Here is a 21,447-nt window from a genome sequence, read left to right as displayed (position 1 = left end):
GGGCAATCCCGTAATCGGACATCGCCCCTCTGATGCTGACACAGGAAGGAGAAGCGCGATGAAGATGAAGTTTCTTTTGAATTTGGGCGCAGCCCTGGCAATGGGCGCAGCCTCCATGGTGGCGACCGCCACACCCGCAATGGCGCAAAATGGCTATTATCGCGGTTACGACCGTGGCTATGATCGCGGCGATTATTATCGCGGCGACAATCGCGGCTACCGGGGTGACCGTGGCTATCGCGGCAACCGTAACCAATATTATCGCGGCGACCGCTATTATCGCAATAATGGCTATCGGGGCGGCTATCGCTGCCGCGACAATGGCACGGGCGGCACCATCATCGGCGCGATCGCCGGTGGCCTGCTCGGCAATGAAGTCGGCAAGGGTTCGGGCCGCTATGGCCGTCGCGGTGACGGCACGACCGGCGCGATCATCGGCGCAGGCGTCGGCGCCCTCGCCGGTCGGGCGATCGACCGTAACTGCTAAGCTCTGAACCAAGTGAAAAGGCCGTCCCGTCCGGGGCGGCCTTTTTTGCGTCAGGGTTGGGGATCAGGCTGCGGCGCGACCCGGCCCCGATCGGCCCCTGCGGCCGCGCTGGCTGCGGGATTAAGGCCAGCATCGCCGCTCTGCGCCACACCCCTCTGCGCATCGAGCATCGCGGCCGCGTCATTAAGCGCGCTGGCTTCACTGGCGCTCACGCCGCCGACCCCATCGGACGGCTCTGAACCGCAGGCACCAAGCGATAGCAGCGCTGTAGCGATGAATAAGGCGCGGATCATCTCTCTATCCCCAATCGAAAAGCGACCCTGTAATTCGCACATTAAAATCCTCCCCTGCAAGGGGAGGGGGACCGCGCCGAAGGCGTGGTGGAGGGGTGTCACCGCCTCGATAACGCAACACCCCTCCGTCTGACCTTTGGCCAGCCACCTCCCCTAAAGGGACAGGAATGAGTAGCGGTGCAAACACCAAAATCGCCATAGAAAAGGGGCCGCGCCGTTGCCGGTGCGACCCCCATCAAATACGTCCAACAAACCCTTGCGGGTTTTACATCGCGTTGGCGACGTTGTTGGTGGCGTTCGACGCAGCGTTGGCGGCGTTGTCGGCAGCGTTCATCGCCGCGTTCATGGCGTTGTCGGCAGCGTTCGACGCGTTCTCGGCCGAGTTGGCGGCGTTGTTGGCGGTGTTTTCGGTTTCGGCGCCCGAGCAGGCAGCCAGGCCGAGCGAAGCGGCAAGAACGAGCGAAAGAGCGATAGACTTGGTCATGGGCAAAAACCCCTCTCTGAGAAAAAAACGGTGCAGACCACTCTCGGAGAAAAGCTCACCCCCCATTGCGCCTGCGGAGCGATTCGTAATGCCTTGGACGGGGCAAGGCAATCCCATTCATGCAACAGCAAGGCGATAGGCCCATGCTTTTGCCGGTCAAAAGCTGGAAAATGAGAGTTGTTGACGCATATAAAGATTTCTTTATATGATGCTGGCATGGCAACTTCGCTCGACATTTTCCGCGCCCTTGGCGATCCGACCCGCTTGCGGATCATTCATTTGCTGCGCGCGATGGAGTTGGCGGTCGGCGAAATCGCGCAGGTCGTGGGGCAAAGTCAGCCGCGCGTATCGCGCCATGTCCGCATCCTCGCCGAAGCGGGCCTGGTCGAACGGCGCAAGGAGGGCAATTGGGTGTTCCTGCGCCTCGGCAAAGGCGAAGGCCTCGCCCCCTTCATCGCGCTGTTCGATCATCTGACGCCATCCGACGCCGAAAAATTATGGCAACAGGCTGATTTGGCGCGCCTTGCCGCCGTGCGCGCCGATCGCGCCCGCGCCGCCGAAAGCTATTTCGCCGACCATGCCGAGGAATGGGATGCGATCCGCTCGCTCCACGTTGCCGAGGCGCAGGTGGAAACCGCGATGACCGCGCTGCTCGCCAGCGCCCCGATCGGCCATCTGCTCGACATCGGCACCGGCACCGGGCGGATGGTCGAACTGTTCGGCCCCGCCGCCCGCGCCGTTACCGCGATCGATCGCAGCCCGGACATGCTGCGCCTCGCGCGCGCCAAGCTGCCCGAAGATGCGGGCGACAAATATGCGCTGCTGCTGGGCGATTTCCTCGACCTGCCGCTCGAACCGGGCAGCGTCGATACGGTCGTGCTGCATCAGGTGCTGCATTATGCGCAGGCACCCGGCCAAGTGATCGCCGAAGCCGCGCGCGTGACCGCGCTCGACGGCCGCGTCCTAATCGCCGACTTCGCGCCCCATGAGCGCGAAGAATTGCGCCTGCGCGACCAGCATGCCCGCCTCGGCTTCTCCGACGATCAGATCGGCGGCTGGTTCTCGGCAGCGGGCCTTGTGCTGGAGCGGGTGGAGACTTTGCCGGGCCAGGAACTGACGGTGCAACTCTGGCTGGGACGGCGCAAGGGCGCCCGCATCCTGCCCATCGAAGGACGGATTTCTGCATGACCTTGAACGATCCTGCCGCCCCGCTCTACGCCGACCTTGCGGGCGACTGCCAGGTCAGCTTCGAATTTTTCCCGCCCAAGTCGGAGAAGATGGAAGCGCAGCTCTGGTCTGCGATCGAGACCTTGACCCCGCTCGCTCCCAAATTCGTGTCCGTAACCTATGGCGCGGGCGGATCGACCCGCGAACGCACCCATAACACCGTCGCGCGGATCGCCAAGGAGACGCCGCTCGCTGCCGCCGCGCACCTGACCTGCGTCGGCGCAAGCAAGGACGAGATTGGCGAAATCGCCGATGCCTATTGGGAGGCAGGCGTGCGCCACATCGTCGCGCTGCGTGGCGACCCACCCGAAGTTGGCGGCGCGTTCGAACCGCACCCGCAGGGCTATAAGGGCGCGGCCGACCTGGTCGAAGGCCTGATCAAGCGCCACCCGTTCGAAATTTCGGTATCGGCCTATCCCGAAGTCCATCCCGAAGCCGCCAGCGCGCAAAGCGACTTGGATAATCTCAAGCGCAAGCTCGACGCCGGGGCGATCCGTGCGATCACCCAATTCTTCTTCACCCCCGACGCCTATTTCCGCTTCCTCGACAAGGTGTTGGCGGCGGGCATCACCGCCGACATCGTGCCCGGCATCATGCCGGTCAGCAATTTCGCCGCGACCCAGCGGATGGCGGCCATGTGCAATACGCAGGTGCCCAGCTGGATGGCGCGCCTGTTCGAAGGACTGGACGACCACCCCGCCTCGCGCCAACTCGTTTCGGCGACGATCGCGGCGGAACTGTGCCAGAAACTCTATGCAGGCGGCGTGCGCGACTTTCATTTCTACACGCTCAACCGCTCGGAATTGAGCTTTGCCATCTGCCATTTGCTGGGGCTGCGGGCAAAGGCGACAGCGGACGCCTAGATATTTCACCCCCCCCCTCCGTTCGGTTCGAGCTTGTCGAGAACTGGTTTCGTGGGGGTTCTCGACAGGCTCGAACCGAACGGTACGAGAGGATATGAACATGACCGCTGAACACCAATTACGCGCCCTTGCCGCCGAAAAGATCCTGATCTTCGACGGCGGCTATGGCACGTCGATCCAGAAACATGGCCTGACCGAAGCCGATTATCGCGGCACCCTCGATTTGCCCAAGGATCAGAAGGGCAATAACGATCTGCTCTGCCTGACCCGGCCGGACATCGTGCAGGGCATCCATGCCGCCTATCTGGCGGCAGGCGCGGACATGATCGAAACCAACACCTTCAGTTCGACCAAGATCGCCATGGCCGATTATGGCTGCGAACATCTGGTATGGGACATCAATATCGCCGCCGCCACACTCGCGCGCAACGCCTGCGACGCCGCGACCGCGGCGGATGGCAAGCCGCGCTTCGTGTGCGGCTCGATCGGGCCAACCAACAAGACGCTGTCCATCTCCCCCGACGTCAACGACCCCGCCTATCGCGAAGTCGATTATGACACGCTCAAGGCCGATTATCGCGAGCAATGCGACGCGCTGATCGCGGGCGGCGTGGATTTCCTGCTGGTCGAAACCTGCTTCGATACGCTGAACGCCAAAGCCGCGGGCATGGCCGCGCGCGAGGCGGAGGAAGCGGCGGGCCGCCCGGTCCCGCTGATGCTCAGCTTCACCATCACCGACATGTCGGGCCGCAACCTGTCGGGCCACACCATCAACGCCTTCTGGTATTCGATGCGCCATTTGAAGCCGCTGACCATCGGCGTGAACTGCGCGTTCGGCGCGGACCTGCTGCGCCCCTATCTCGCCGACCTGTCGAAGAACGCCGACACCCTGATCCTGGCCTATCCCAATGCAGGCCTGCCCAACGAGCTGGGCCAATATGACGAACTGCCCGAAACCACCGCAAAGCTGATCCGCCAATGGGTCGATGAAGGGCTGGTCAACATGGTCGGCGGCTGCTGCGGCACGACCCCGGACCATATCGGCGCGGTGGCCAGGGCGCTGGCGGGCGAAAAACCGCGCGTGGTGCCGGAACTGCCCGTCGTGACCCGCCTCGCAGGTCTGGAACCCATGCACATCGCCGCCTGAACCCAACCTCCGTTCGTGTCGAGCGTAGTCGAGACACGGGCGCGAATGCTTCTCGACTTCGCTCGAAGCGAACGGACCATGAAAAAATGACCACCAAATCCACCGCCACCTTCGTCAATATCGGCGAACGCACCAACGTCACCGGATCGGCCAAGTTCAAGAAGCTGATCATGGCGGGCGATTACGCCGCCGCGATCGACATTGCGCGCGAGCAGGTGGAGAACGGCGCGCAGATCGTCGACGTCAACATGGATGAGGGGCTGCTCGACGCGGTCGAGGCGATGACGACCTTCCTCAAGCTCATGACCTCGGAACCCGACATCAGCCGCGTCCCGGTGATGATCGACAGCTCCAAATGGGACGTCATCGAAGCCGGCCTCAAATGCGTCTCCGGCAAGCCGATCGTCAACTCGATCAGCATGAAGGAGGGCGAGGAGGCCTTCCTGTTCCACGCCCGCAAATGCATGGCCTATGGCGCCGCCGTCGTGGTCATGGCCTTCGATGAAACCGGCCAGGCGGACACCAAAGCGCGCAAAGTCGAAATCTGCGCCCGCGCCTATGACCTGCTGATGGGCATCGGCTTCCCGCCCGAAGACATCATCTTCGATCCCAATATCTTCGCGGTGGCGACGGGGATCGAGGAACATAATAATTACGGCCTGGACTTCATCGAAGCCTGCCGCGAGATCAAGGCGCGCTGCCCGCATGTCCATATCTCCGGCGGCCTGTCCAACTTCTCCTTCTCCTTCCGCGGCAACGAACCCGTCCGCCGCGCGATGCACAGCGTCTTCCTCTACCACGCCATCCCCGCCGGGCTCGACATGGCGATCGTCAACGCCGGCCAGCTCGACGTCTATGACGCGATCGACCCCGCGCTGCGCACCGCCTGCGAGGATGTCCTCCTCAACCGCGATCCCGAAGCGGGCGACCGCCTCGTCACCCTCGCCGAAAGCTATCGCGGCAAGGACGCGGCGGTCGAAAAGGCCGCGCAGGAATGGCGCAGCTGGCCCGTCGCCCGCCGCCTCGAACATGCGCTGGTCAAGGGCATCGACATGTATGTGGTGGAGGATACCGAGGAAGCCCGCCTCGTCGCCGCCCGCCCGATCGAAGTGATCGAAGGCCCGCTGATGGACGGCATGAACGTCGTCGGCGACCTGTTCGGCGCGGGCAAGATGTTCCTGCCGCAAGTCGTCAAATCCGCCCGCGTCATGAAGAAGGCCGTCGCCCACCTGCTTCCCTATATCGAGGCCGCCAAGGAACCGGGCGCCAAGGGCAAGGGCAAGATCATCATGGCCACGGTCAAGGGCGACGTCCATGACATCGGCAAGAATATCGTCGGCGTCGTCCTCCAATGCAACGGCTTTGACGTCATCGACATGGGCGTGATGGTCCCCTGGCAGGACATCATCAAGGCCGCGAACGAGAATGACGCCGACATGATCGGCCTGTCGGGCCTCATCACCCCCTCGCTCGACGAGATGGTGACGGTCGCCACCGAAATGCAGCGCGCGGGCATGACCATGCCGCTGCTGATCGGCGGCGCGACCACCTCGCGCGTCCACACCGCGCTGCGCATCGACCCGGCGTTCACCGGCCCGGTCGTGCATGTGCTGGACGCCAGCCGCGCGGTCGGCGTCGCCACCGCGCTGGTGTCGGACACGCAAAAGACCGCCTTCGTCCAGAAGACCAAGGATGATTATGAGCATGTCCGCGTCGCCCGCGCCAACAAGGGACAAAGCGCGCTCGTCAGCATAGAGGACGCCCGCGCCAACGCCTTCGAGATCGACGAAAGCCTCAAGGCCCCGCGCCCGCGCCTGCCCGGCGTCCATCGCTTCCCCGATTGGGATCTGAAGGATCTGGTGCACTATATCGACTGGACCCCCTTCTTCCGCGCCTGGGAACTGGCGGGCAATTATCCCGCGATCCTGACCGACGAGGTCGTGGGCGAAAGCGCCTCCAGCCTGTTCGCCGATGCGCAGGCGATGCTCGACCGGATCGTCAGCGAAAAATGGCTCACCGCGCGCGGCGTCGCGGGGCTATGGCCCTGCCGCCGTCAGGGCGACGACATCATCGTCCATGTCGAGGATGAGAAGCACTATACCCTCCCCATGCTGCGCCAGCAGATCCAGAAGCGCGAAGGCCGCGCCAATATGTGCCTTGCCGACTTCATCAGCCATGATGGCGACTGGATGGGCGGCTTTGCGGTCGGCATCCACGGCATTGAGCCGCATCTGGCCCGCTTCAAGGCGTCGATCGACGATTATTCGGACATCCTCCTGAAAGCCCTGGCCGACCGCCTTGCCGAGGCCTTTGCCGAACGCCTCCACCATTATGTCCGCACCGCGCTATGGGGCTATGCCGAGGGCGAGCAGCTGACCAACGAAGCGCTGATCAAGGAACAGTATCGCGGCATCCGCCCCGCACCCGGCTACCCCGCCTGCCCGGAACATAGCCTCAAGACGATCCTGTTCGAGATGCTCGACGCCCATCACGCCACCGGCATCACCCTGACCGAGAGCTTCGCGATGCTCCCCACCGCGGCGGTCAGCGGCTTCTATTTCGGCCACGCCCAATCGGAATATTTCGGCGTCGCCCGCGTCGGCCGCGACCAGTTGGAGGAATATGCGGAGCGGCGCGGCATCGACCTGGAAACGGCCGAACGCTATCTGCGTCCCAATCTGGATTAAACGCCCCGGAACAGCCGCTTGTTACGGTCAGCGCAATACCCTACACCCACCCCGCGCCGATGACATGCATCGGCAGGGGGGGATTATTCATGAAACCGATTGCCACCATCCTGGGCGCCAGCGCCCTGTTTCTCGCCGCGCCCGCCATCGCCGGGGATCAGGACTTCACCCTGTTCAACAAGACCGGCTACGACATCGCCGAAGTCTATGTCTCACCCGCCGCTGCCAAGGCCTGGGGCGACGATGTGATGGAAGACGAAGTGCTGGAAGACACCGCCTCGGTCCCCATCACCTTCAACGCCAAGAACGCCGTCTGCAATTACGACCTCAAGGTCATCTTCACCGATGGCGACGAAGCCCAGTGGACCAATTTCGACCTCTGCACGATCAGCAAGATCCAGATCTTCTGGAACGCCAAGACGCAAAAGGCGACGGCCAAGTGGGAGTGAATGGGCGGGGGTGAATGGGGATGTGTTGGTTGGTTTGGTAGGGAGCGGTTGGCGTTGGTCATCTATCGTCCCTGGTGCGAGTCGGCGAGGATGCGCCCTGCCGAATCCACCTTTTGGTGGGGGGTAAAATCCCACAGCACTGTCGCAGCCCAAATTAGTTTTTGGAGCCGTCCATGCTAAATGGTGTCGACAGAAAAACAGACCAAACACTTACATTCTTATTAGGATCAGCATTTCCCCAATCGCGAGCGAACTGAACACCACCAGTCAGTTTCCCATCTTTGTCAGCAGCTAGATAGGCAGGCACCACCAAGCGATAACTATCCTTATGACTATTATAATTTATAGTTGGAGATAGGCCTATCTTAGAAAAATAACGAGATACGCCATAGCTGCTCAAACCCAGGTCAATCTGTGTGCGCAGATTCAGCGCGGGCTCCAGTGACCAGTTAGCTTCTGGTCCAGTCGTATTGAATTTCTTGCACTCTCCAATGGTGCCCACCTTTATTGCGCAATATTCTTTGTCTGCAAATGCTTCTTCTATTTCCCAGCGACGCGCTACAGTCGCGGACGGTCGAACGAGCAAGCCATCAAAAAACCTCGCCTTACCCTCAAATCGACGAAAAACATACGTGCCAAGCGAAGACGATATACGTCGCACCTCGATTTGCCCAAGATTAGGCTTGGAACCATCTTTAGATTGAGCCAGCAAAGTGCTGAGTAGGTTGGGCGTCTGCGGGTCAATTACAATCCCAGGCGAAAAGGCGTTGGGGAGGATGTATTTAAAGTTTTTCATACCCACCATCGTGGTGACACCCCAGCCAATCTCAGGCATAACGTTTGGGTCTGGATCCCAAAATGCCTCGTTATAGACAGCTACATTTGTTTTGTATCTTTCCGCATCCTTTGGATCGAAAGCCCAAGCTAGCAATGCAACGTCGTCGCACCCGGTCGGCCGTTGTGACGCCTCGCCAAAGTGATCGGCTTTGGCGACCATCGCCGCTTTGCAGCGCGCAATCAACGCATTAGCAAAGCTTTTCGCCTTGGCTTCTGCCGATCCCTTATTTCCAAACCTTGCAATCGCAGGATGATACTGTCTACCGAATGTAAAATTTAAGGCGAGTTGGTCATCAGCAAAACTACCACCTCTTGCAATTAATCCCACCTTCTTGTTAGACGGGTCTAATGAAGCAGAAAATCCAATGCTAAGAGTGGATGTTACGGCTCGCACATAACTATCCGTTGTTCTCCGGCGTCGCGAGAGTGGGAAGGCATATTGTGCATCAATTGCTTCATCGCCTTTGCTAAGCGAAATGCGTGAGTCAAAGGGCTGATCTATAATATTGAAGCTAATCTTCCTATTCACGCCCGCATTCTGCTTCTTAACGAAATTGATAAGGCGCGTCTCCGCCCACTTATCTCGATCTTTTCCCTCCTCCCGCAGATAGGGATAAGAAAGCAAATCATATCCCAGAGATTCTGTCCCACAAGCGTCATCGCCATTGATGCAATCCATACGAGCTGGTCGCTCAGCGTTCGTCAATAATAGACTGGAAGGCGTCGATTTAGGCGATATGCCGATATTAGAGTCCGTGTTCAGGAGATTGGCAAGCCCTGCTTCGGCAGCCTTTGCGCGCAACAGTGCATCCTCTGCATCTCGTCGAGCATCGGTTGCCTGCTGGAGCAGTTCCTTAATTTTTTCCTGTGACGATTCTGAAGCCGTAGCCACATTCGATGACAGCATTAACACACACATAACGCCAGATAAAATCAATGAATATTGTCTTGATATGCGCCCAAAAAATACCGCCATCACCATATACCCCCCGATATTGGTCTTTTGGTATATTTGTAACGGTTATTCATCAAGTGAAAAATTTAATAGACATACTGATGGCGAATACATTTCGTTCATATCGTTGAATCTATTTCAACGTTTCTTGCAATAATGACTGCTCAACTGGTCAAAAGACTAAAACGGCATACGCACCATAAAATCCCCCTTCCAATGTAGGAAATCCTCTGGTCTATCCTCATAGATGGACCAGCACCCCACCCCCCATCCGCCCGCGCCCGCCGCGCCAACCTGCACCGATCGCGCCCGCTGAACGCCGGACAAGCAGCGGCTTTTCCTCGCCACCCTGCTTGCGACCGGCAATGTCACGCACGCCGCCCGGACCGCGGGCATGTCGCGCGCCAGCGCGCATCGGTTGCGGCGGCGGTTGGCGGGCACGCCGTTCGACCGGACATGGGACCGCGCATTGGCGCTCCATGCGCAGAGCCTGGCCGATCCCTTCGCCCCGCCACCCGCCCCCAGGGCGGCGCGTCGCTGAGGCGTGGGTGGCGCGTCCCTGTCGCGTCGTTGTGACCCAACAGGCGCGTCACCGTCGCATCGCGGGGGCTTCATCGGCACTTTACGCCCCCATTCGCCCGAAAATAGGGTACTGCAACGGTGTGAACTTCCCCGCCGTCGCGTGGCTGTGACCCTGATCGGCACGTGGACGGGCAGGGCACCGGCAACCGCCACCGCCGCCCGCAACCTTTGCCCGTCACTCTGTCCCATAGCGGGGCAGCGCGCCATTAACCCCCTTCTCGCCTTGGTCGGCGCGTCGCCCGCGCCTATCCTGCGCGCCATGCGCATCATATCCACCAGCCTGCTCGTCTCCCTCGCCATCGCCTCGACCGCGCTGGCACAGGGCAATCCCGCCCCCTTCACGCTCGCCGAATCGGGCCGCGCCTTCGGGTCGCTGGCCGATGCGCTGGGCGCGATCGGTGACGGGCGGGGCACGGTGGTCGTGGCCCCAGGCACCTATCGCCAATGCGCCGTGCAGCAGGGCGGCGACGTCACCATCCGCGCCGCGACGCCGGGCAGCGTCATATTCGACGGCGTGCCGTGCGAGGGCAAGGGCGCCTTCGTGCTGCGCGGCCGGGCGAGCGTGGTGGATGGCATCATCTTCCAGAACATCCGCGTGCCCGATGGCAATGGCGCGGGCATCCGCCTCGAAAGCGGCAGCCTCACCGTCCGCAACAGCCTGTTCCGCAACAGCGAGGAAGGGATTTTGACCGGCGACTATGACGGCGGCCAGGTCAGCATCGACAAGTCGACCTTCCGCCATCTGGGCCGCTGCGACCGCGACCTGGATTGTGCGCATGGCATCTATATCGGGCGGCTCGACAGCCTGACCGTCACCAACAGCCGTTTCGACCTCGGCGACGGCGGCCATTATCTGAAAACGCGCACCGCCCGCGTCACCATCACCGGCAATAGTTTCGATGACAGCGGCGGCAAGCTGACCAACTATATGATCGACCTGTCCAACGGCGCGAGCGGCCTCATCCGGGGCAATGAAATGGTGCAGGGCAAGGATAAGGATAACTGGTCCGCCTTCATCACCGTCGCCCCCGAAGGCCGCGAACATGACAGCAGCGGGCTGGTGATCGAGGGCAACAAGGCCGGCTTCGTGCCCGGCCTGGAACGCGGCTCCACCTTCGTCGCCAACTTCACCGACGACGCGGTGAAGATCGGCGCGAACCAACTGGCTCCAAGCATGAAAGTGAAGGACCGGCGCTAACGAAAAGGCCGATCCTCGCCGGACCGGCCTCCCCTCAATCGAACAGCTCTTCCAGAAAGCTCTTCTTCCGCTTCTTTTGATAGCCCTGCCCATCGTCACGATAATCGCGATCCGGGCGATAGCTTGGCGGTGCCACCGGCGGCGCAACGACATTGCCCGGCCCCGATCGCTCGATGATCTTGTCCAGTTCGCCCCGGTCCAGCCACACGCCCCGGCATTGCGGGCAATAGTCGATTTCAACCCCCTGCCGGTCCGTCATCGCCAATCCGACATGACAGACCGGGCAGAGCATGGCGGAGACCGCCGCTTGATCACGCATAGATTTACTCCCGCTCGCCGGTCAGGCTGAGCAACATCTGGAACAGGTTGACAAAATTGAGGTACAGCGACAGCGCGCCCATGACCTGCATCTTGGCCGCCATTTCATGGCCTGCATAGGCGAAATAATCCGATTTGATGCGCTGCGTATCCCAGGCGGTCAGGCCGGTGAAGATGATGACGCCCAGGATCGAGATGACCATCTGCATCGCCGATGAGCCGATGAACAGGTTAATGAGGCTGGCGACGATGATGCCGATCAGGCCCATGATGAAGAAGCTGCCCATCTTCGTCAGGTCGCGCTGCGTGGTATAGCCCCACAGCGCCATGGCAAGGAACATGACCGCGGCCGAGAAGAAGGCCTGCGCGATGCTGCCACCGGTGAAGACCAGAAAGATGCTGGCCAGCGACACGCCCATCACGGCGGAGAAGGCGAAGAAGGCCAGCCGCGCGCCCGCCGTCGTCATCTTGTCGATGCGGAAGCTGAAGAAGAATACAAAGGCCAGCGGCGCGAAGATCGCCACCCATTTGAGCGGCGTGCCAAAGATCGCGGCGGCCAGCACCGGCGTATTGCCGATGAACGCGGCGACCAGGCCGGTGATCACCAGCCCAAGGCCCATATTGCGGAAAACGCCCAGCATATGCGCGCGCAGCCCGGCATCGGTCTGCGCCGTCCGGCTCGCGCCATAGCCCGGCATACGAACGGGATTATTCACGGCTACTCTTACTCCATCAAGACGGTGGATCGAGTGGCCCGGTGCGGTCTCTTGCGACATTGAGGGGGCAACTGCCGCAAAACCTGCACCGGGCGCACCCGATGCGGTCCGACATCACGACATGGACAAGGGGGGAAATCCAGATCGTCAGAGGGGCCCGGCCCGCATCAAGCATATTGGTGGAGGAACGCGCCGGTGCAAGGGCCGGGCGCAGATGCAACATTTTATTACAAATATTCAAATCCTCCCCTGGCAGGGAGGTGGCAGGGCGCAGCCCTGACGGAGGGGTTCGATCAGGTTCAACTGCCCCCGGCAGTTGAAGGTCATGCCGGGGGCATGACCGACCTAATCGACGCTATCGATAGGGTGACACCCCTCCACCATTTGCTGCGCAAATGGTCCCCCTCCCCCGCCGGGGGAGGATTTCTTGTTGTTGACCCCCGCGCCGCTTCGCGCCATCGCTTTGCGCCATGTCCGACGATCAGCATATCACCGCGCCGCTGCGCCTGTTCAACAGCCTGACCCGCACGATCGAACCGTTCGCGCCGATCGAGGACAGCCATGCGCGCATCTATAGCTGCGGGCCGACCGTCTATAATTATGCGCATCTGGGTAATTTGCGCGCCTATGTCTTCACCGACACGCTGCGCCGCACCCTGTTGTGGATGGGCCTGTCGGTCACCCACATCATCAACATCACCGATGTCGGCCATCTGACCTCGGACGCCGATGCGGGCGACGACAAGATGGAGGCGGCGGCGCGCGCCAGTGCCAAGAGCATTTGGGACATCGCGGCCCATTATACCCAGGCGTTCAAGCAGAATATCGCCGACCTCAACATCCTCGCCCCCAGCGAGTGGACGGTCGCGACCGACTATGTGCCGCAGATGATCGAATTTGCGCAAAAGATCGCGCCGACCCATTGCTATGAGCTAGACAGCGGCCTCTATTTCGACAGTTCGACGGTGCCGGATTATGGCGCGCTGGCGGGCGGCCGCGACGATGCCGCGCATGCGCGGATCGATCCGGTCGCGGGCAAGCGCAACGCATCCGACTTCGCGATCTGGCGCAAATCGCCGCCCGGCGAACAGCGGCAGATGGAATGGGACAGCCCCTGGGGCAAGGGCGCGCCGGGCTGGCATCTGGAATGTTCGGTGATGAGCGAGGCCCGGCTTGGCCATCCGTTCGACATCCACACCGGCGGCATCGACCATCGCGAAATCCATCATCCCAACGAGATCGCCCAGAATCAGGCGTTCCACGCCTGCTGCGGCGGTGATGTCGGCGCGGCGGAGGCGGGCTTCACCGGCGCGCGCTGGTGGATGCATAACAATTTCCTGGTGGATCGCAGCGGCAAGATGAGCAAGTCGAAGGGCGGCTTCACCACCCTCTTCTCGCTGATCGACGCGGGCGTGCATCCGCTCGCGTATCGCCTGCTGTGCCTGGGTGCCCATTATCGCAGCGAATTGGAATTCAGCGCCGAGGGCGTGGCCGCGGCGTTGACGCGCCTTAAACGGCTGGTGATGGGCGTCGAAGGGTTGAAGGCACGGGCCGAGGGCGTGACCTGGCAATCGCCACGGCTCGATTATCTGCGCGCCAACCTCCACCCCAAGCTGGTGCCCCTGCTGGAACAATTCGACGCAGCGATCGCCGACGATCTGATGACGCCGCGCGCCCTGCCGCTGCTGGAGGAAGCGATCGCGATCAAGAAAATCCCGGTGGATGAAAAGCTCTGCCTGATCGCGGCGTTCGACGCGGCGCTGGGACTGAACCTGATGACGCTCAGCCGCGCCGACCTGCGCCTGCAACCCAAACATGCCGCCATCACCCCCGACGCGATCGAGGCGGAGTTGGAGCGCCGCGCAGCTGCCCGTGCCGATAAGGATTTCGCCCTGTCGGACGAGATTCGCGACGCACTGATCGCGCAGGGCGTCGATGTGATGGATGGCGATCCGTTGCGCTGGGACTGGCGGCTGACGCTAGCGCAAGGATCGTAACGGCTGCGGTTGTGACTTGACGCGGCACGGCACCGCGCGCCTATGCTGACGCCGGGGAATCCTTGGGGGCATGGGCATGAGGCTTTCGACGCGCGCAATCAGTCTGCTCCTGGCGCTGGCCGCGCCACAGGTGCTGGCCGCGCCGGACGCGATGCGCGGTTTCAATCCCGAAGACACCCGCTATGCCGGTCTGCGCGCAATGGAGACACGCGGCACGACCTTGTTCGAGAATGACGATTTCGACAAGGCGATGGGTCCGGCCACACGCGATGCCTGGCACCAGTTGGTCACCGCGGCCAGCCGGGTCAAGGTGAACGGCCTGCCCCACCCGCTGGCGGCGGTGGCGACGATCAACCTGGCGTCGATGGACCAGATCGAGGGCAAGAATCCGCAGGCGCTGGCGATGGCGGAAAAGGGCCTGGCGCTGCTCGCCCCCTTCCGCGACGCCTATCCGATCCCCTGGATGCAGGGGCTGTCGATCAAGGGCTATATCCAGTCGATCAATGGCGACGTGGCGACCGGCGCGCAGACATTGGCGGAGGGCAGCGCATATGCCGACCGCCATTTCGCGCAGGTCGATCCCAAGACGTTGGACAAGGGCGACTATATGCTCAAATCCAACATCGCCTTTTCCCTAGGACAAGCCTATTCGCGCCTTGGCCGCAACAGCGACGCGGTGGAAGCGCAGAAGCGCAGCATGGAAGCGCGGATCACCGGGCTTGGGCCCCATGATCCCGACACGGTCGCTTCCTATTATACCTATGCGCAAATGCTGCTTCGCGCCGACCGCAATGCCGAGGCGGAACGCTATGCGCGCCAGGCGGTGGAGGTCGCGACCGCCCATATCGATACCAAACATCCAAGCTATGCCCGCGCGCTGGAAATGCTGGGCATCCTCCTGTCGCGCACCGGGCGGCGGGTGGAAAGCCTGGCCTATCTGCAGCGCGCGATTGCGATCAAGCGCGAGACGGTGGGGACCAAGAGCCTTTATTTCCACTATGGCCTCTATAATCTGGGCGGCATATTGCTGCCGCTGGAACGCTATGCCGATGCCGCGCCGCTCTATCTCGAAGCGGAAAAGGGGTTTCGCGCAGTGGAAGGCGAAGCCAGCCCGCAGGCGGCGCGATCGCTCGCTTTACTGGGCCTGATCGACCAGGCCAGCGGACGGCCGGACGAGGCCGCGACGAAGCTGGAAACCGCCCTGGCCCGCGTGCGCGCGGCCACGACGCAGGACCGCGATATGGGCCAGCGTGTCTATCCGCATCTCATCCCGGTGCTGCTCGATCTGCAACAGCGGGATAAGGCAGCGGCAGCGGCGCGCGACTATGCCGCCGAAACCGCCGCGCTCGACAATAGCCCTGCCTTCGCGCTGGCCAATGCCGCGATGATGCAGCGCTGGGCCAATGGCGATCTGGCCCGCACCGCCGCTGCGGCCCAGCTTGCCGCCTTGCTGCGCGACGAGCAGAATCTGCGCGACGATGGCGAACTGGCCGACGAACAGCGCGCGGCGCTCGATTCGATCCTCGCCATCGCGGCGGACAGTCAGGATGCGGCGCTGGCGCTCGACGCCATGGCGATCCTGGCGGGGTCGAAGATCGCGCAGGCCAATCGCCTCGTGACCGAAAGGCTGGTCGCCGATCCGGCGCTGGGCGAGCGGGTCCGGGCGTTGCAGGACAAGGTGCGCGCGCTCCAGACCGCCGACCGCGCGCTGCTGCGGACGCTGGCGAGCGCAGGCGATGTCGCCGCCACCCGCAGCGCACGCGACCAACTCGATACTGAGGTGAACGGCCTGCGCGCCGCGATCACCCGCGACTATCCCCGCTGGGCCGAGGCGCGGGGCGGGGTGAAGCCCGATCTGGCGCAGGTGCAGGCAGGGCTTGGCAAGGATGAAGCGCTGCTGGCCGTGACGCCCGCCTTTGGCCATGTCTATCTGCTGGCGATCAGCCGCACCGGGGCGCGGGTCGAACGCACGGTGATGAGCCGCGCCGCCATGGTCGCGCTGGTCGATCGGCTGCGCGCGACGATGACGCCGGGCGGCATGGACCTGCCCGCCGCCCATACGCTCTATGGCCAGATCTTCACCCCCGCCATCCGCGCGACGCTGAGCAAGGCACGGTCATTGCGGATCGTACCGACCGGCGCCTTCGCCTCGCTCCCCTTCGCGCTGTTGCCTGAGCGGCCCGTCGCCGCCGCCGAGCGCAACACGCCCTGGCTGATCCGCCGCTATGCGCTGGCGGTGCAGCCCTCCTTCGCAATGGAGGCGGACAAGCGCCCCATGCAGGTCGCCGCATCCCGCTTCTTGGGCATCGGCGCGCCGCTTCCCTTTCCAGCGGCGGCGAACGCCACACCCCGTCCCGCGCTGATGGCCGCGAACCAGTATTTCCGGGGCGGCGCGGCCGATGGCGAAGCGCTTTCCCACCTGCCGCCGCTGCCGGGATCAGCCGACGAAGTGCGCGGCGTCGCCAGCCGCTATGGCGCGCAAGGCGCGACCCTGATGCTCGGCGAAGCGGCCAGCGAAAGCGCCCTGCGCGCGCTCGACCTGTCCGACTATGGCGTCATCCTGTTCGCAACGCACGGCCTGGTGAGCGGACAGATGGAGGGCGTGACCGAACCCGCTTTGGTCCTCTCGCCCCCCTCCCCCGGCGCGACCGGCGAGGATGGGCTGCTCACCGCATCCGAAGTCGCCGCGATGCGGATCGGCGCGGACTGGGTGATCCTGTCCGCCTGCAACACGGCGGCGGGTGACAGTGCGCAGGCGCCCGCTTATTCGGGGCTGGCGCAGGCGTTCCGCTATGCGGGCGCTGGTTCGCTACTCGTCTCGCACTGGCCCGTGCGCGACGATGCCAGTGCCTTCGTCACGCTGGAAACGGTGAAGGGGGCGGAGCGTGGCCTGCCCCGCGCGGTGGCGCTGCAACGGGCGATGCTGAAGCTGATGCGGTCGAACCGCCCCGGCGCGGCGCAGCCCTATATCTGGGCACCCTTCATCCTCGTCGGGCGCTGATCACTCGTCATCGTCGATCAGGATGCGCGCCGCCGCGCCATCGCTATCGTCGAACTGGCCGCTGCCCAATGCCCAGAAAAAGGCGGCGAGGCCGAGCAGGCCGAGCGACAGCGCGATGGGGATAAGAACGGTGAGACCCGTCATCGCGCCGCGCCCTTGAGCCGCAGCGCATTGGCGATGACGATCAGCGAACTGGTCGACATGGCGACGGCGGCGACCAGCGGGGTGACATGGCCCGCGATCGCCAGCGGCACGGCAAAGATATTATAGCCGATCGCGAGCGCGAAATTCTGCTTCACCACGCGCACCGTCCGCCGCGCCGCACGCACGGCCATCGCCACCGGGGCCAGCCGATCGCCCAGGAACACCGCGTCCGCCGCCAACTGGCTGGCGTCGCTTGCCGAGGCGGGGGCCATGCTGGCATGGCCTGCGGCAAGCGCGGGTCCATCGTTCAGCCCATCGCCCACCATCAGCACCTTGTGCCCCGACGCGCGCAGCCGCTCGATCAGGGCCAGCTTGTCCTGCGGGCGCAGATGGCCGATCGCGGTGGTCTCGGTCTCGCGCGCAATCTCGGTCAGCGCTTCAGGCCGGTCGCCGCTGGCGATCAGCGTTTTGAGGCCCATGGCGCGCAGGTCGGCGAGCGTTTCGACCGCGTCGGGCCGCAACGCATCGGTAAAGCGCAGCAGGACGGCCCGGTCGCCGCGCCGATATTCCGCCGCCAGATCGAACAGGGTGATGAGGCTGCGCGGACGGCCCAGCGCCACCACCTCATCCCCCAACCGGCCCGTCATCCCCTCGCCCGCCTGCTCGCGCAGGTCGGTCAGCGCCGCCGGAACGACACCCTCGCCCTCCAAAGCCTGACGCAGCGCGACGCTCAACGGATGGCGACTGCCCTGCACCAGGGCCAGCAGGACGGCGCGATCCTCCGCCGCCAGTCCCGCCAGATCGCGCGGCATCGGGCGCCCCAGCGTCAACGTGCCGGTCTTGTCGAACAACGCCTCGTCCACTTCCGCCAGCCGTTCGAGCGCCGACCCGTCCTTGACCAGCACCCCGCGCTTCATCAACGCGCCACACGCCACGATCTGCGCCGCCGGCACCGCCAGCCCCAGCGCGCAGGGGCAGGTGATGAGCAGCACGGCGACCGCGATCAGCAGCGATTGATGCACGCCCGCGCCCGCGATCATCCACCCGGCAAAGGACAGCGCCGACAGCAGATGCACGCTCGGCGCATAATAGCGCGCCGCCCGGTCGGCGAGGCGGACATAGCGCGACTTGCCCTGCGCCGCTTCCTCCATCAGCCGGGCGATGTCGGCAATCACTGTATCTGGTCCGGCGGCGGTCACCACGACCCGGATCGGTCCGTCGATATTGAGCGCGCCGGCCTGCACCATCTCGCCCGGACGCACACGCACCGGCGCGCTCTCCCCGGTCAGGAAGGCGATGTCGATGCCGCTTTCCCCCTCCATCACGCGCCCGTCGGCGGCCAGCCGCTCGCCCGCAGCGACCAGCATCATCATGCCGGGCCGCAGCGCGCTCGCCGCGACCCAGCGGCTTTGCCCGCTATCGTCCAGCAACATCGCGCCCGGCGCGGATTGTTTGAGCAGCGCGGCAACGCCAGCACGCGCCCGGCCCCGCATCAGGCTGTCGAGGCAGCGCCCGGCGAGCAGGAAGAAGAGCAGCATTACCGCCCCGTCGAACCAGGCATCTTCGCCGCCGATCAGGGTTTCATAGACACTCATGCCGGTCGTCAGCAGCACACCGATGCTGATCGGCACGTCCATATTGGTCCGCCCCTGCCGCACCGCCGCCCAGGCCGAGCGGAAGAAGGGCCGCCCCGCATAGGCCACGGTCGGCAGCGCGATCAGCGCCGACAGCCAGTGGAACATCTGCCGCGTGCCGCCCTCCGCCCCGGACCAGACCGACACGGACAACAGCATGATGTTCATTGCGGCAAAGCCCGCCACCGCCAGCGCACGGATCAACATGCGGTTTTCCGCCGCCGCCACATCGACGCCGGGATCGGCGAGCGGCTCCGCCTCGAATCCCAGCGCGGCGATGGCGGCGCGCAGGTCGGGCGGGCTGAGCGCGGGATCATGCTGGATGGTGACGCGCTTTGCCGAGAGATTGACCCGCGCCGACGCGATGCCAGGGGTGCGGACCAGCCCATTCTCGATCTTGCCGATACAGCCCGCACAATGCATTCCCGGCACCGCGAACAGGCTGATCTGCGTCGTACCTATGTCCGTTTCGGTGTCCGTTGCGAGCGGGATCAGGGCTTGGCTGGCCATCAGTCGATCTCGTGTACGAAATGATGATCGGCAGCAGTGAGCGACAACCGCCAGCGCCCGGCAGGCAGCGTCCGGTCGGCGCTGTATCGACCAGGTGCCACCTCACGGAACGTCAGCGCGATGTCGGGCGCACGGCCCAGTGGATGCGCGGCGGTGGCGGTGACCGCAACGCCGTTGAGCGGTGCCCCCGCCGCATCGACAAGGCTGACCTGCACCCGCCGCTGCGCGTCAACCGCGATCGTCTCGCGCCAGCCCTGCGCCTCCTGCGCCCGCGCCGCCTTCAGCCAGCCGTTGAATTTCTGGCTCGCGACATAGCTGTTGTCGACCACCACCCCGCCAAAGGACCGCACCGCAAGCGTCGCCATCAGCATGTTGACGGCGATGACGACGGCGAAGAAGGCCACCAATATGCCGGTCATATGCCATCCGGTGAAGCGACGGGGGGTGGAGCTACGCATCATTGAGGCCTTTCGAAACGGGCGGGTTCGCTGGCGGTGCCGCCTTCGCGGTCGGTGGCAGTCAGGACGAAGCGGAAATCCTGCCGCTGTGGCCCGGCAGCGGGCACGGCGGCATAGAGGCGCAGCTTGGCCACGCTGTCGGGCGGCACGGTGACGTCCACCGTCGCGCGGGCCTGCTCGCGCGCCATCGCATCGGTCCATAGCAGCGCGCCAGGCAATCCTTCGGTACGCACCGTCACGGGCCGAGGCCGCGTCTCCATATTGCGGATCTTGATGGTATAGGCGTTGCGCACCGCCCCATCGGACAGAGTCACGAAAATGGGATTGCGGTCCTGCTGTGCGGCGATATCCAGCCGGGTGCGCGCGCCCAGCGCGAACAGCATTGCCGCGCCGATGCTGCTCCATACCAGCAGATAGGCGATGGTGCGTGGGCGCAGCAATGTCTTGAGCACCGGGCGTGGCTTAGCCCCCTGCTTCTCCGCATCGGCATCATCCTGCGTACAATAATCGATCAGGCCGCGTGGCCGCCCGACCTGCGCCATCACCTTGTCGCAGGCGTCGATGCACAAGGCGCAAGTGATGCAGCCGATCTGCGGCCCTTCGCGAATGTCGATGCCGGTCGGGCAGACCGCGACGCACTGGTCACAATCGATGCAGTCGCCAAATTCGCCGGGATGCGCCGCTGCCTTCTTGACGCTGCCGCGTTTTTCGCCGCGCCAGTCCTTGTACGTCACGACCAGCGATTTCTCGTCGAGCATCGCGGTCTGGATGCGTGGCCAGGGGCACATATAGATGCACACCTGCTCGCGCATGAAGCCGCCCAGGACGAAGGTCGTCGCGGTCAACAAAGCGGTGGTGCCATAGGCGACCGGCGCGGCGGTGCCGCTCCAGAACTCCCGCTGCAACGTCGGCGCATCGGCGAAATAGAAGATCCACGCGCCCCCGGTCAGGAAGGCGATGATCAGCCACACGCTCCATTTGATCAGCCGCCGGGCCAGCTTGGACGGGGTCCAGCGGGCCTTGGCCAGCCGCACCTGCGCATTGCGATCGCCATCGATGAAGCGTTCGACATGCTGGAACAGGTCGGTCCACACCGTCTGCGGGCAGGCATAGCCGCACCACGCGCGGCCCACCGCCGACGTCACCAGGAACAGCCCGACACCGGCCATCACCAATAGCCCGGCGACATAGTAAAATTCATGCGGCCAGATTTCGATATCGAACATATAGAAACGGCGATTGGCCATATCGACCAGCACGGCCTGATCAGGCGCATAGGGGCCGCGATCCCAGCGGATCCACGGCGTCACCCAATAGATGCCCAGCGTCACCACCATGATCGCCCATTTCAGGCGGCGGTAAAAACCATCCACCGCCTTGGGAAAGACGCCCTTGCGCTTCTCATAGAGATCGCCCGTATCGGTCGGCATCAACATGCGCCCAATCCTCCCCGGCACGGG

Annotated in this window: 20 protein-coding genes; 10 read left to right on the top strand and 10 right to left on the bottom strand. The window is 63.6% G+C overall.

Annotation, left to right across the window (positions count from 1 at the left end; translation table 11 throughout):
- Positions 1-58 precede the first annotated feature (58 nt).
- Positions 59-487, top strand: coding sequence for a glycine zipper 2TM domain-containing protein (locus tag BSY17_RS14425; RefSeq protein WP_037475748.1), 429 nt, complete (start codon positions 59-61; stop codon positions 485-487).
- A 50-nt stretch (positions 488-537) separates the two neighbouring features.
- Here BSY17_RS14425 and BSY17_RS14420 read toward each other — a convergent pair whose 3' ends face one another.
- A complete protein-coding gene (locus BSY17_RS14420) occupies positions 538-780 on the bottom strand; it encodes a hypothetical protein (RefSeq protein ID WP_069066014.1) in 243 nt (80 codons plus the stop codon).
- A 265-nt stretch (positions 781-1,045) separates the two neighbouring features.
- The gene (locus BSY17_RS14415) at positions 1,046-1,264 is read right to left on the bottom strand and encodes a hypothetical protein (RefSeq protein ID WP_037475755.1); all 219 of its coding nucleotides are present in this window, start codon (positions 1,262-1,264) and stop codon (positions 1,046-1,048) included.
- Positions 1,265-1,480: 216 nt separating this feature from the next.
- Here BSY17_RS14415 and BSY17_RS14410 point away from each other — a divergent pair, with 216 nt between their 5' ends.
- From BSY17_RS14410 to BSY17_RS14390, 5 genes are all read left to right on the top strand, one after another.
- Positions 1,481-2,452: an ArsR/SmtB family transcription factor gene (locus tag BSY17_RS14410; RefSeq protein ID WP_069066013.1), complete on the top strand. Its 972-nt coding sequence runs from the start codon at positions 1,481-1,483 to the stop codon at positions 2,450-2,452.
- Positions 2,449-3,354 carry a methylenetetrahydrofolate reductase gene (metF, locus tag BSY17_RS14405; RefSeq protein ID WP_069066012.1) on the top strand — a complete coding sequence of 302 codons (906 nt, stop codon included), beginning with the start codon at positions 2,449-2,451 and terminating at the stop codon, positions 3,352-3,354. Before BSY17_RS14410 ends, metF begins: the two co-directional genes overlap by 4 nt.
- A gap of 100 nt (positions 3,355-3,454) precedes the next feature.
- Entirely contained in the window at positions 3,455-4,501 is a 1,047-nt protein-coding gene (locus tag BSY17_RS14400) for a homocysteine S-methyltransferase family protein (protein ID WP_069066011.1), read from the top strand.
- Between the two features lie 86 nt (positions 4,502-4,587).
- Positions 4,588-7,188, top strand: coding sequence for a methionine synthase (gene metH / locus BSY17_RS14395; RefSeq protein ID WP_069066010.1), 2,601 nt, complete (start codon positions 4,588-4,590; stop codon positions 7,186-7,188).
- 89 nt (positions 7,189-7,277) lie between these two features.
- Positions 7,278-7,637, top strand: a complete 360-nt coding sequence (locus BSY17_RS14390) for an argininosuccinate lyase (protein WP_069066009.1) — start codon at positions 7,278-7,280, stop codon at positions 7,635-7,637.
- A 154-nt stretch (positions 7,638-7,791) separates the two neighbouring features.
- On the opposite strand, the gene BSY17_RS21340 is transcribed toward BSY17_RS14390, so the two are convergent.
- Together BSY17_RS21340 and BSY17_RS22200 are read right to left on the bottom strand one after the other, a co-directional pair.
- Positions 7,792-9,456, bottom strand: a complete 1,665-nt coding sequence (locus tag BSY17_RS21340) for a hypothetical protein (RefSeq protein ID WP_171899249.1) — start codon at positions 9,454-9,456, stop codon at positions 7,792-7,794.
- Positions 9,457-9,670: 214 nt separating this feature from the next.
- Positions 9,671-9,805 carry a hypothetical protein gene (locus BSY17_RS22200; RefSeq protein ID WP_443019435.1) on the bottom strand — a complete coding sequence of 45 codons (135 nt, stop codon included), beginning with the start codon at positions 9,803-9,805 and terminating at the stop codon, positions 9,671-9,673.
- Between the two features lie 18 nt (positions 9,806-9,823).
- On the opposite strand from BSY17_RS22200, the gene BSY17_RS22195 reads away from it, so the two are divergent.
- Positions 9,824-9,970 (top strand): hypothetical protein, encoded by a 147-nt coding sequence (locus BSY17_RS22195; protein ID WP_443019434.1) that lies wholly within the window; start codon positions 9,824-9,826, stop codon positions 9,968-9,970.
- A gap of 300 nt (positions 9,971-10,270) precedes the next feature.
- Positions 10,271-11,209: a right-handed parallel beta-helix repeat-containing protein gene (locus BSY17_RS14380; protein WP_069066992.1), complete on the top strand. Its 939-nt coding sequence runs from the start codon at positions 10,271-10,273 to the stop codon at positions 11,207-11,209.
- Between the two features lie 34 nt (positions 11,210-11,243).
- Here BSY17_RS14380 and BSY17_RS14375 read toward each other — a convergent pair whose 3' ends face one another.
- A complete protein-coding gene (locus BSY17_RS14375) occupies positions 11,244-11,528 on the bottom strand; it encodes a TFIIB-type zinc ribbon-containing protein (RefSeq protein WP_037475774.1) in 285 nt (94 codons plus the stop codon).
- Positions 11,529-11,532: 4 nt separating this feature from the next.
- Positions 11,533-12,225 carry a Bax inhibitor-1/YccA family protein gene (locus BSY17_RS14370; protein WP_037475777.1) on the bottom strand — a complete coding sequence of 231 codons (693 nt, stop codon included), beginning with the start codon at positions 12,223-12,225 and terminating at the stop codon, positions 11,533-11,535.
- Between the two features lie 488 nt (positions 12,226-12,713).
- On the opposite strand from BSY17_RS14370, the gene BSY17_RS14365 reads away from it, so the two are divergent.
- Together BSY17_RS14365 and BSY17_RS14360 are read left to right on the top strand one after the other, a co-directional pair.
- Complete coding sequence (locus tag BSY17_RS14365) at positions 12,714-14,240, top strand: cysteine--tRNA ligase (RefSeq protein WP_069066007.1); 1,527 nt, start codon at positions 12,714-12,716, stop codon at positions 14,238-14,240.
- 76 nt (positions 14,241-14,316) lie between these two features.
- Entirely contained in the window at positions 14,317-17,241 is a 2,925-nt protein-coding gene (locus tag BSY17_RS14360; RefSeq protein ID WP_069066991.1) for a CHAT domain-containing protein, read from the top strand.
- Here BSY17_RS14360 and ccoS read toward each other — a convergent pair whose 3' ends face one another.
- From ccoS to ccoG, 4 genes are read right to left on the bottom strand one after another with little or no spacing between them, the layout of a single operon-like run.
- A complete protein-coding gene (gene ccoS, locus BSY17_RS14355) occupies positions 17,242-17,385 on the bottom strand; it encodes a cbb3-type cytochrome oxidase assembly protein CcoS (RefSeq protein WP_037476351.1) in 144 nt (47 codons plus the stop codon).
- On the bottom strand, positions 17,382-19,529 hold the full coding sequence (locus BSY17_RS14350) for a heavy metal translocating P-type ATPase (RefSeq protein ID WP_069066006.1): 2,148 nt from the start codon (positions 19,527-19,529) through the stop codon (positions 17,382-17,384). The genes ccoS and BSY17_RS14350 overlap by 4 nt, the downstream gene beginning before the upstream one ends.
- The gene (locus BSY17_RS14345) at positions 19,529-19,990 is read right to left on the bottom strand and encodes a FixH family protein (protein WP_069066005.1); all 462 of its coding nucleotides are present in this window, start codon (positions 19,988-19,990) and stop codon (positions 19,529-19,531) included. The genes BSY17_RS14350 and BSY17_RS14345 overlap by 1 nt, the downstream gene beginning before the upstream one ends.
- A complete protein-coding gene (ccoG, locus tag BSY17_RS14340; RefSeq protein WP_069066004.1) occupies positions 19,987-21,423 on the bottom strand; it encodes a cytochrome c oxidase accessory protein CcoG in 1,437 nt (478 codons plus the stop codon). Before ccoG ends, BSY17_RS14345 begins: the two co-directional genes overlap by 4 nt.
- Between the last annotated feature and the right edge of the window lie 24 nt (positions 21,424-21,447).

This window comes from Sphingobium sp. RAC03 (assembly GCF_001713415.1).
Taxonomy (GTDB): Bacteria; Pseudomonadota; Alphaproteobacteria; order Sphingomonadales; family Sphingomonadaceae; genus Sphingobium.
This window is presented reverse-complemented; position numbering and strand designations above follow the sequence as displayed.

Excerpts from the sequence above, each read along its gene's own strand:
- BSY17_RS14365 (WP_069066007.1), top strand. The coding sequence starts at position 12,714 with ATGTCCGACGATCAGCATATCACCGCGCCGCTGCGCCTGTTCAACAGC.
- BSY17_RS14400 (WP_069066011.1), top strand. The coding sequence starts at position 3,455 with ATGACCGCTGAACACCAATTACGCGCCCTTGCCGCCGAAAAGATCCTG.
- metH (WP_069066010.1), top strand. The coding sequence starts at position 4,588 with ATGACCACCAAATCCACCGCCACCTTCGTCAATATCGGCGAACGCACC.
- BSY17_RS14410 (WP_069066013.1), top strand. The coding sequence starts at position 1,481 with ATGGCAACTTCGCTCGACATTTTCCGCGCCCTTGGCGATCCGACCCGC.
- metF (WP_069066012.1), top strand. The coding sequence starts at position 2,449 with ATGACCTTGAACGATCCTGCCGCCCCGCTCTACGCCGACCTTGCGGGC.
- BSY17_RS22195 (WP_443019434.1), top strand. The coding sequence starts at position 9,824 with ATGTCGCGCGCCAGCGCGCATCGGTTGCGGCGGCGGTTGGCGGGCACG.
- BSY17_RS14375 (WP_037475774.1), bottom strand. The coding sequence starts at position 11,528 with ATGCGTGATCAAGCGGCGGTCTCCGCCATGCTCTGCCCGGTCTGTCAT.
- BSY17_RS14415 (WP_037475755.1), bottom strand. The coding sequence starts at position 1,264 with ATGACCAAGTCTATCGCTCTTTCGCTCGTTCTTGCCGCTTCGCTCGGC.
- ccoS (WP_037476351.1), bottom strand. The coding sequence starts at position 17,385 with ATGACGGGTCTCACCGTTCTTATCCCCATCGCGCTGTCGCTCGGCCTG.
- BSY17_RS14425 (WP_037475748.1), top strand. The coding sequence starts at position 59 with ATGAAGATGAAGTTTCTTTTGAATTTGGGCGCAGCCCTGGCAATGGGC.
- ccoG (WP_069066004.1), bottom strand. The coding sequence starts at position 21,423 with ATGTTGATGCCGACCGATACGGGCGATCTCTATGAGAAGCGCAAGGGC.
- BSY17_RS14360 (WP_069066991.1), top strand. The coding sequence starts at position 14,317 with ATGAGGCTTTCGACGCGCGCAATCAGTCTGCTCCTGGCGCTGGCCGCG.
- BSY17_RS14370 (WP_037475777.1), bottom strand. The coding sequence starts at position 12,225 with ATGCCGGGCTATGGCGCGAGCCGGACGGCGCAGACCGATGCCGGGCTG.
- BSY17_RS14345 (WP_069066005.1), bottom strand. The coding sequence starts at position 19,990 with ATGATGCGTAGCTCCACCCCCCGTCGCTTCACCGGATGGCATATGACC.
- BSY17_RS21340 (WP_171899249.1), bottom strand. The coding sequence starts at position 9,456 with ATGGTGATGGCGGTATTTTTTGGGCGCATATCAAGACAATATTCATTG.
- BSY17_RS14420 (WP_069066014.1), bottom strand. The coding sequence starts at position 780 with ATGATCCGCGCCTTATTCATCGCTACAGCGCTGCTATCGCTTGGTGCC.
- BSY17_RS14390 (WP_069066009.1), top strand. The coding sequence starts at position 7,278 with ATGAAACCGATTGCCACCATCCTGGGCGCCAGCGCCCTGTTTCTCGCC.
- BSY17_RS14380 (WP_069066992.1), top strand. The coding sequence starts at position 10,271 with ATGCGCATCATATCCACCAGCCTGCTCGTCTCCCTCGCCATCGCCTCG.
- BSY17_RS14350 (WP_069066006.1), bottom strand. The coding sequence starts at position 19,529 with ATGGCCAGCCAAGCCCTGATCCCGCTCGCAACGGACACCGAAACGGAC.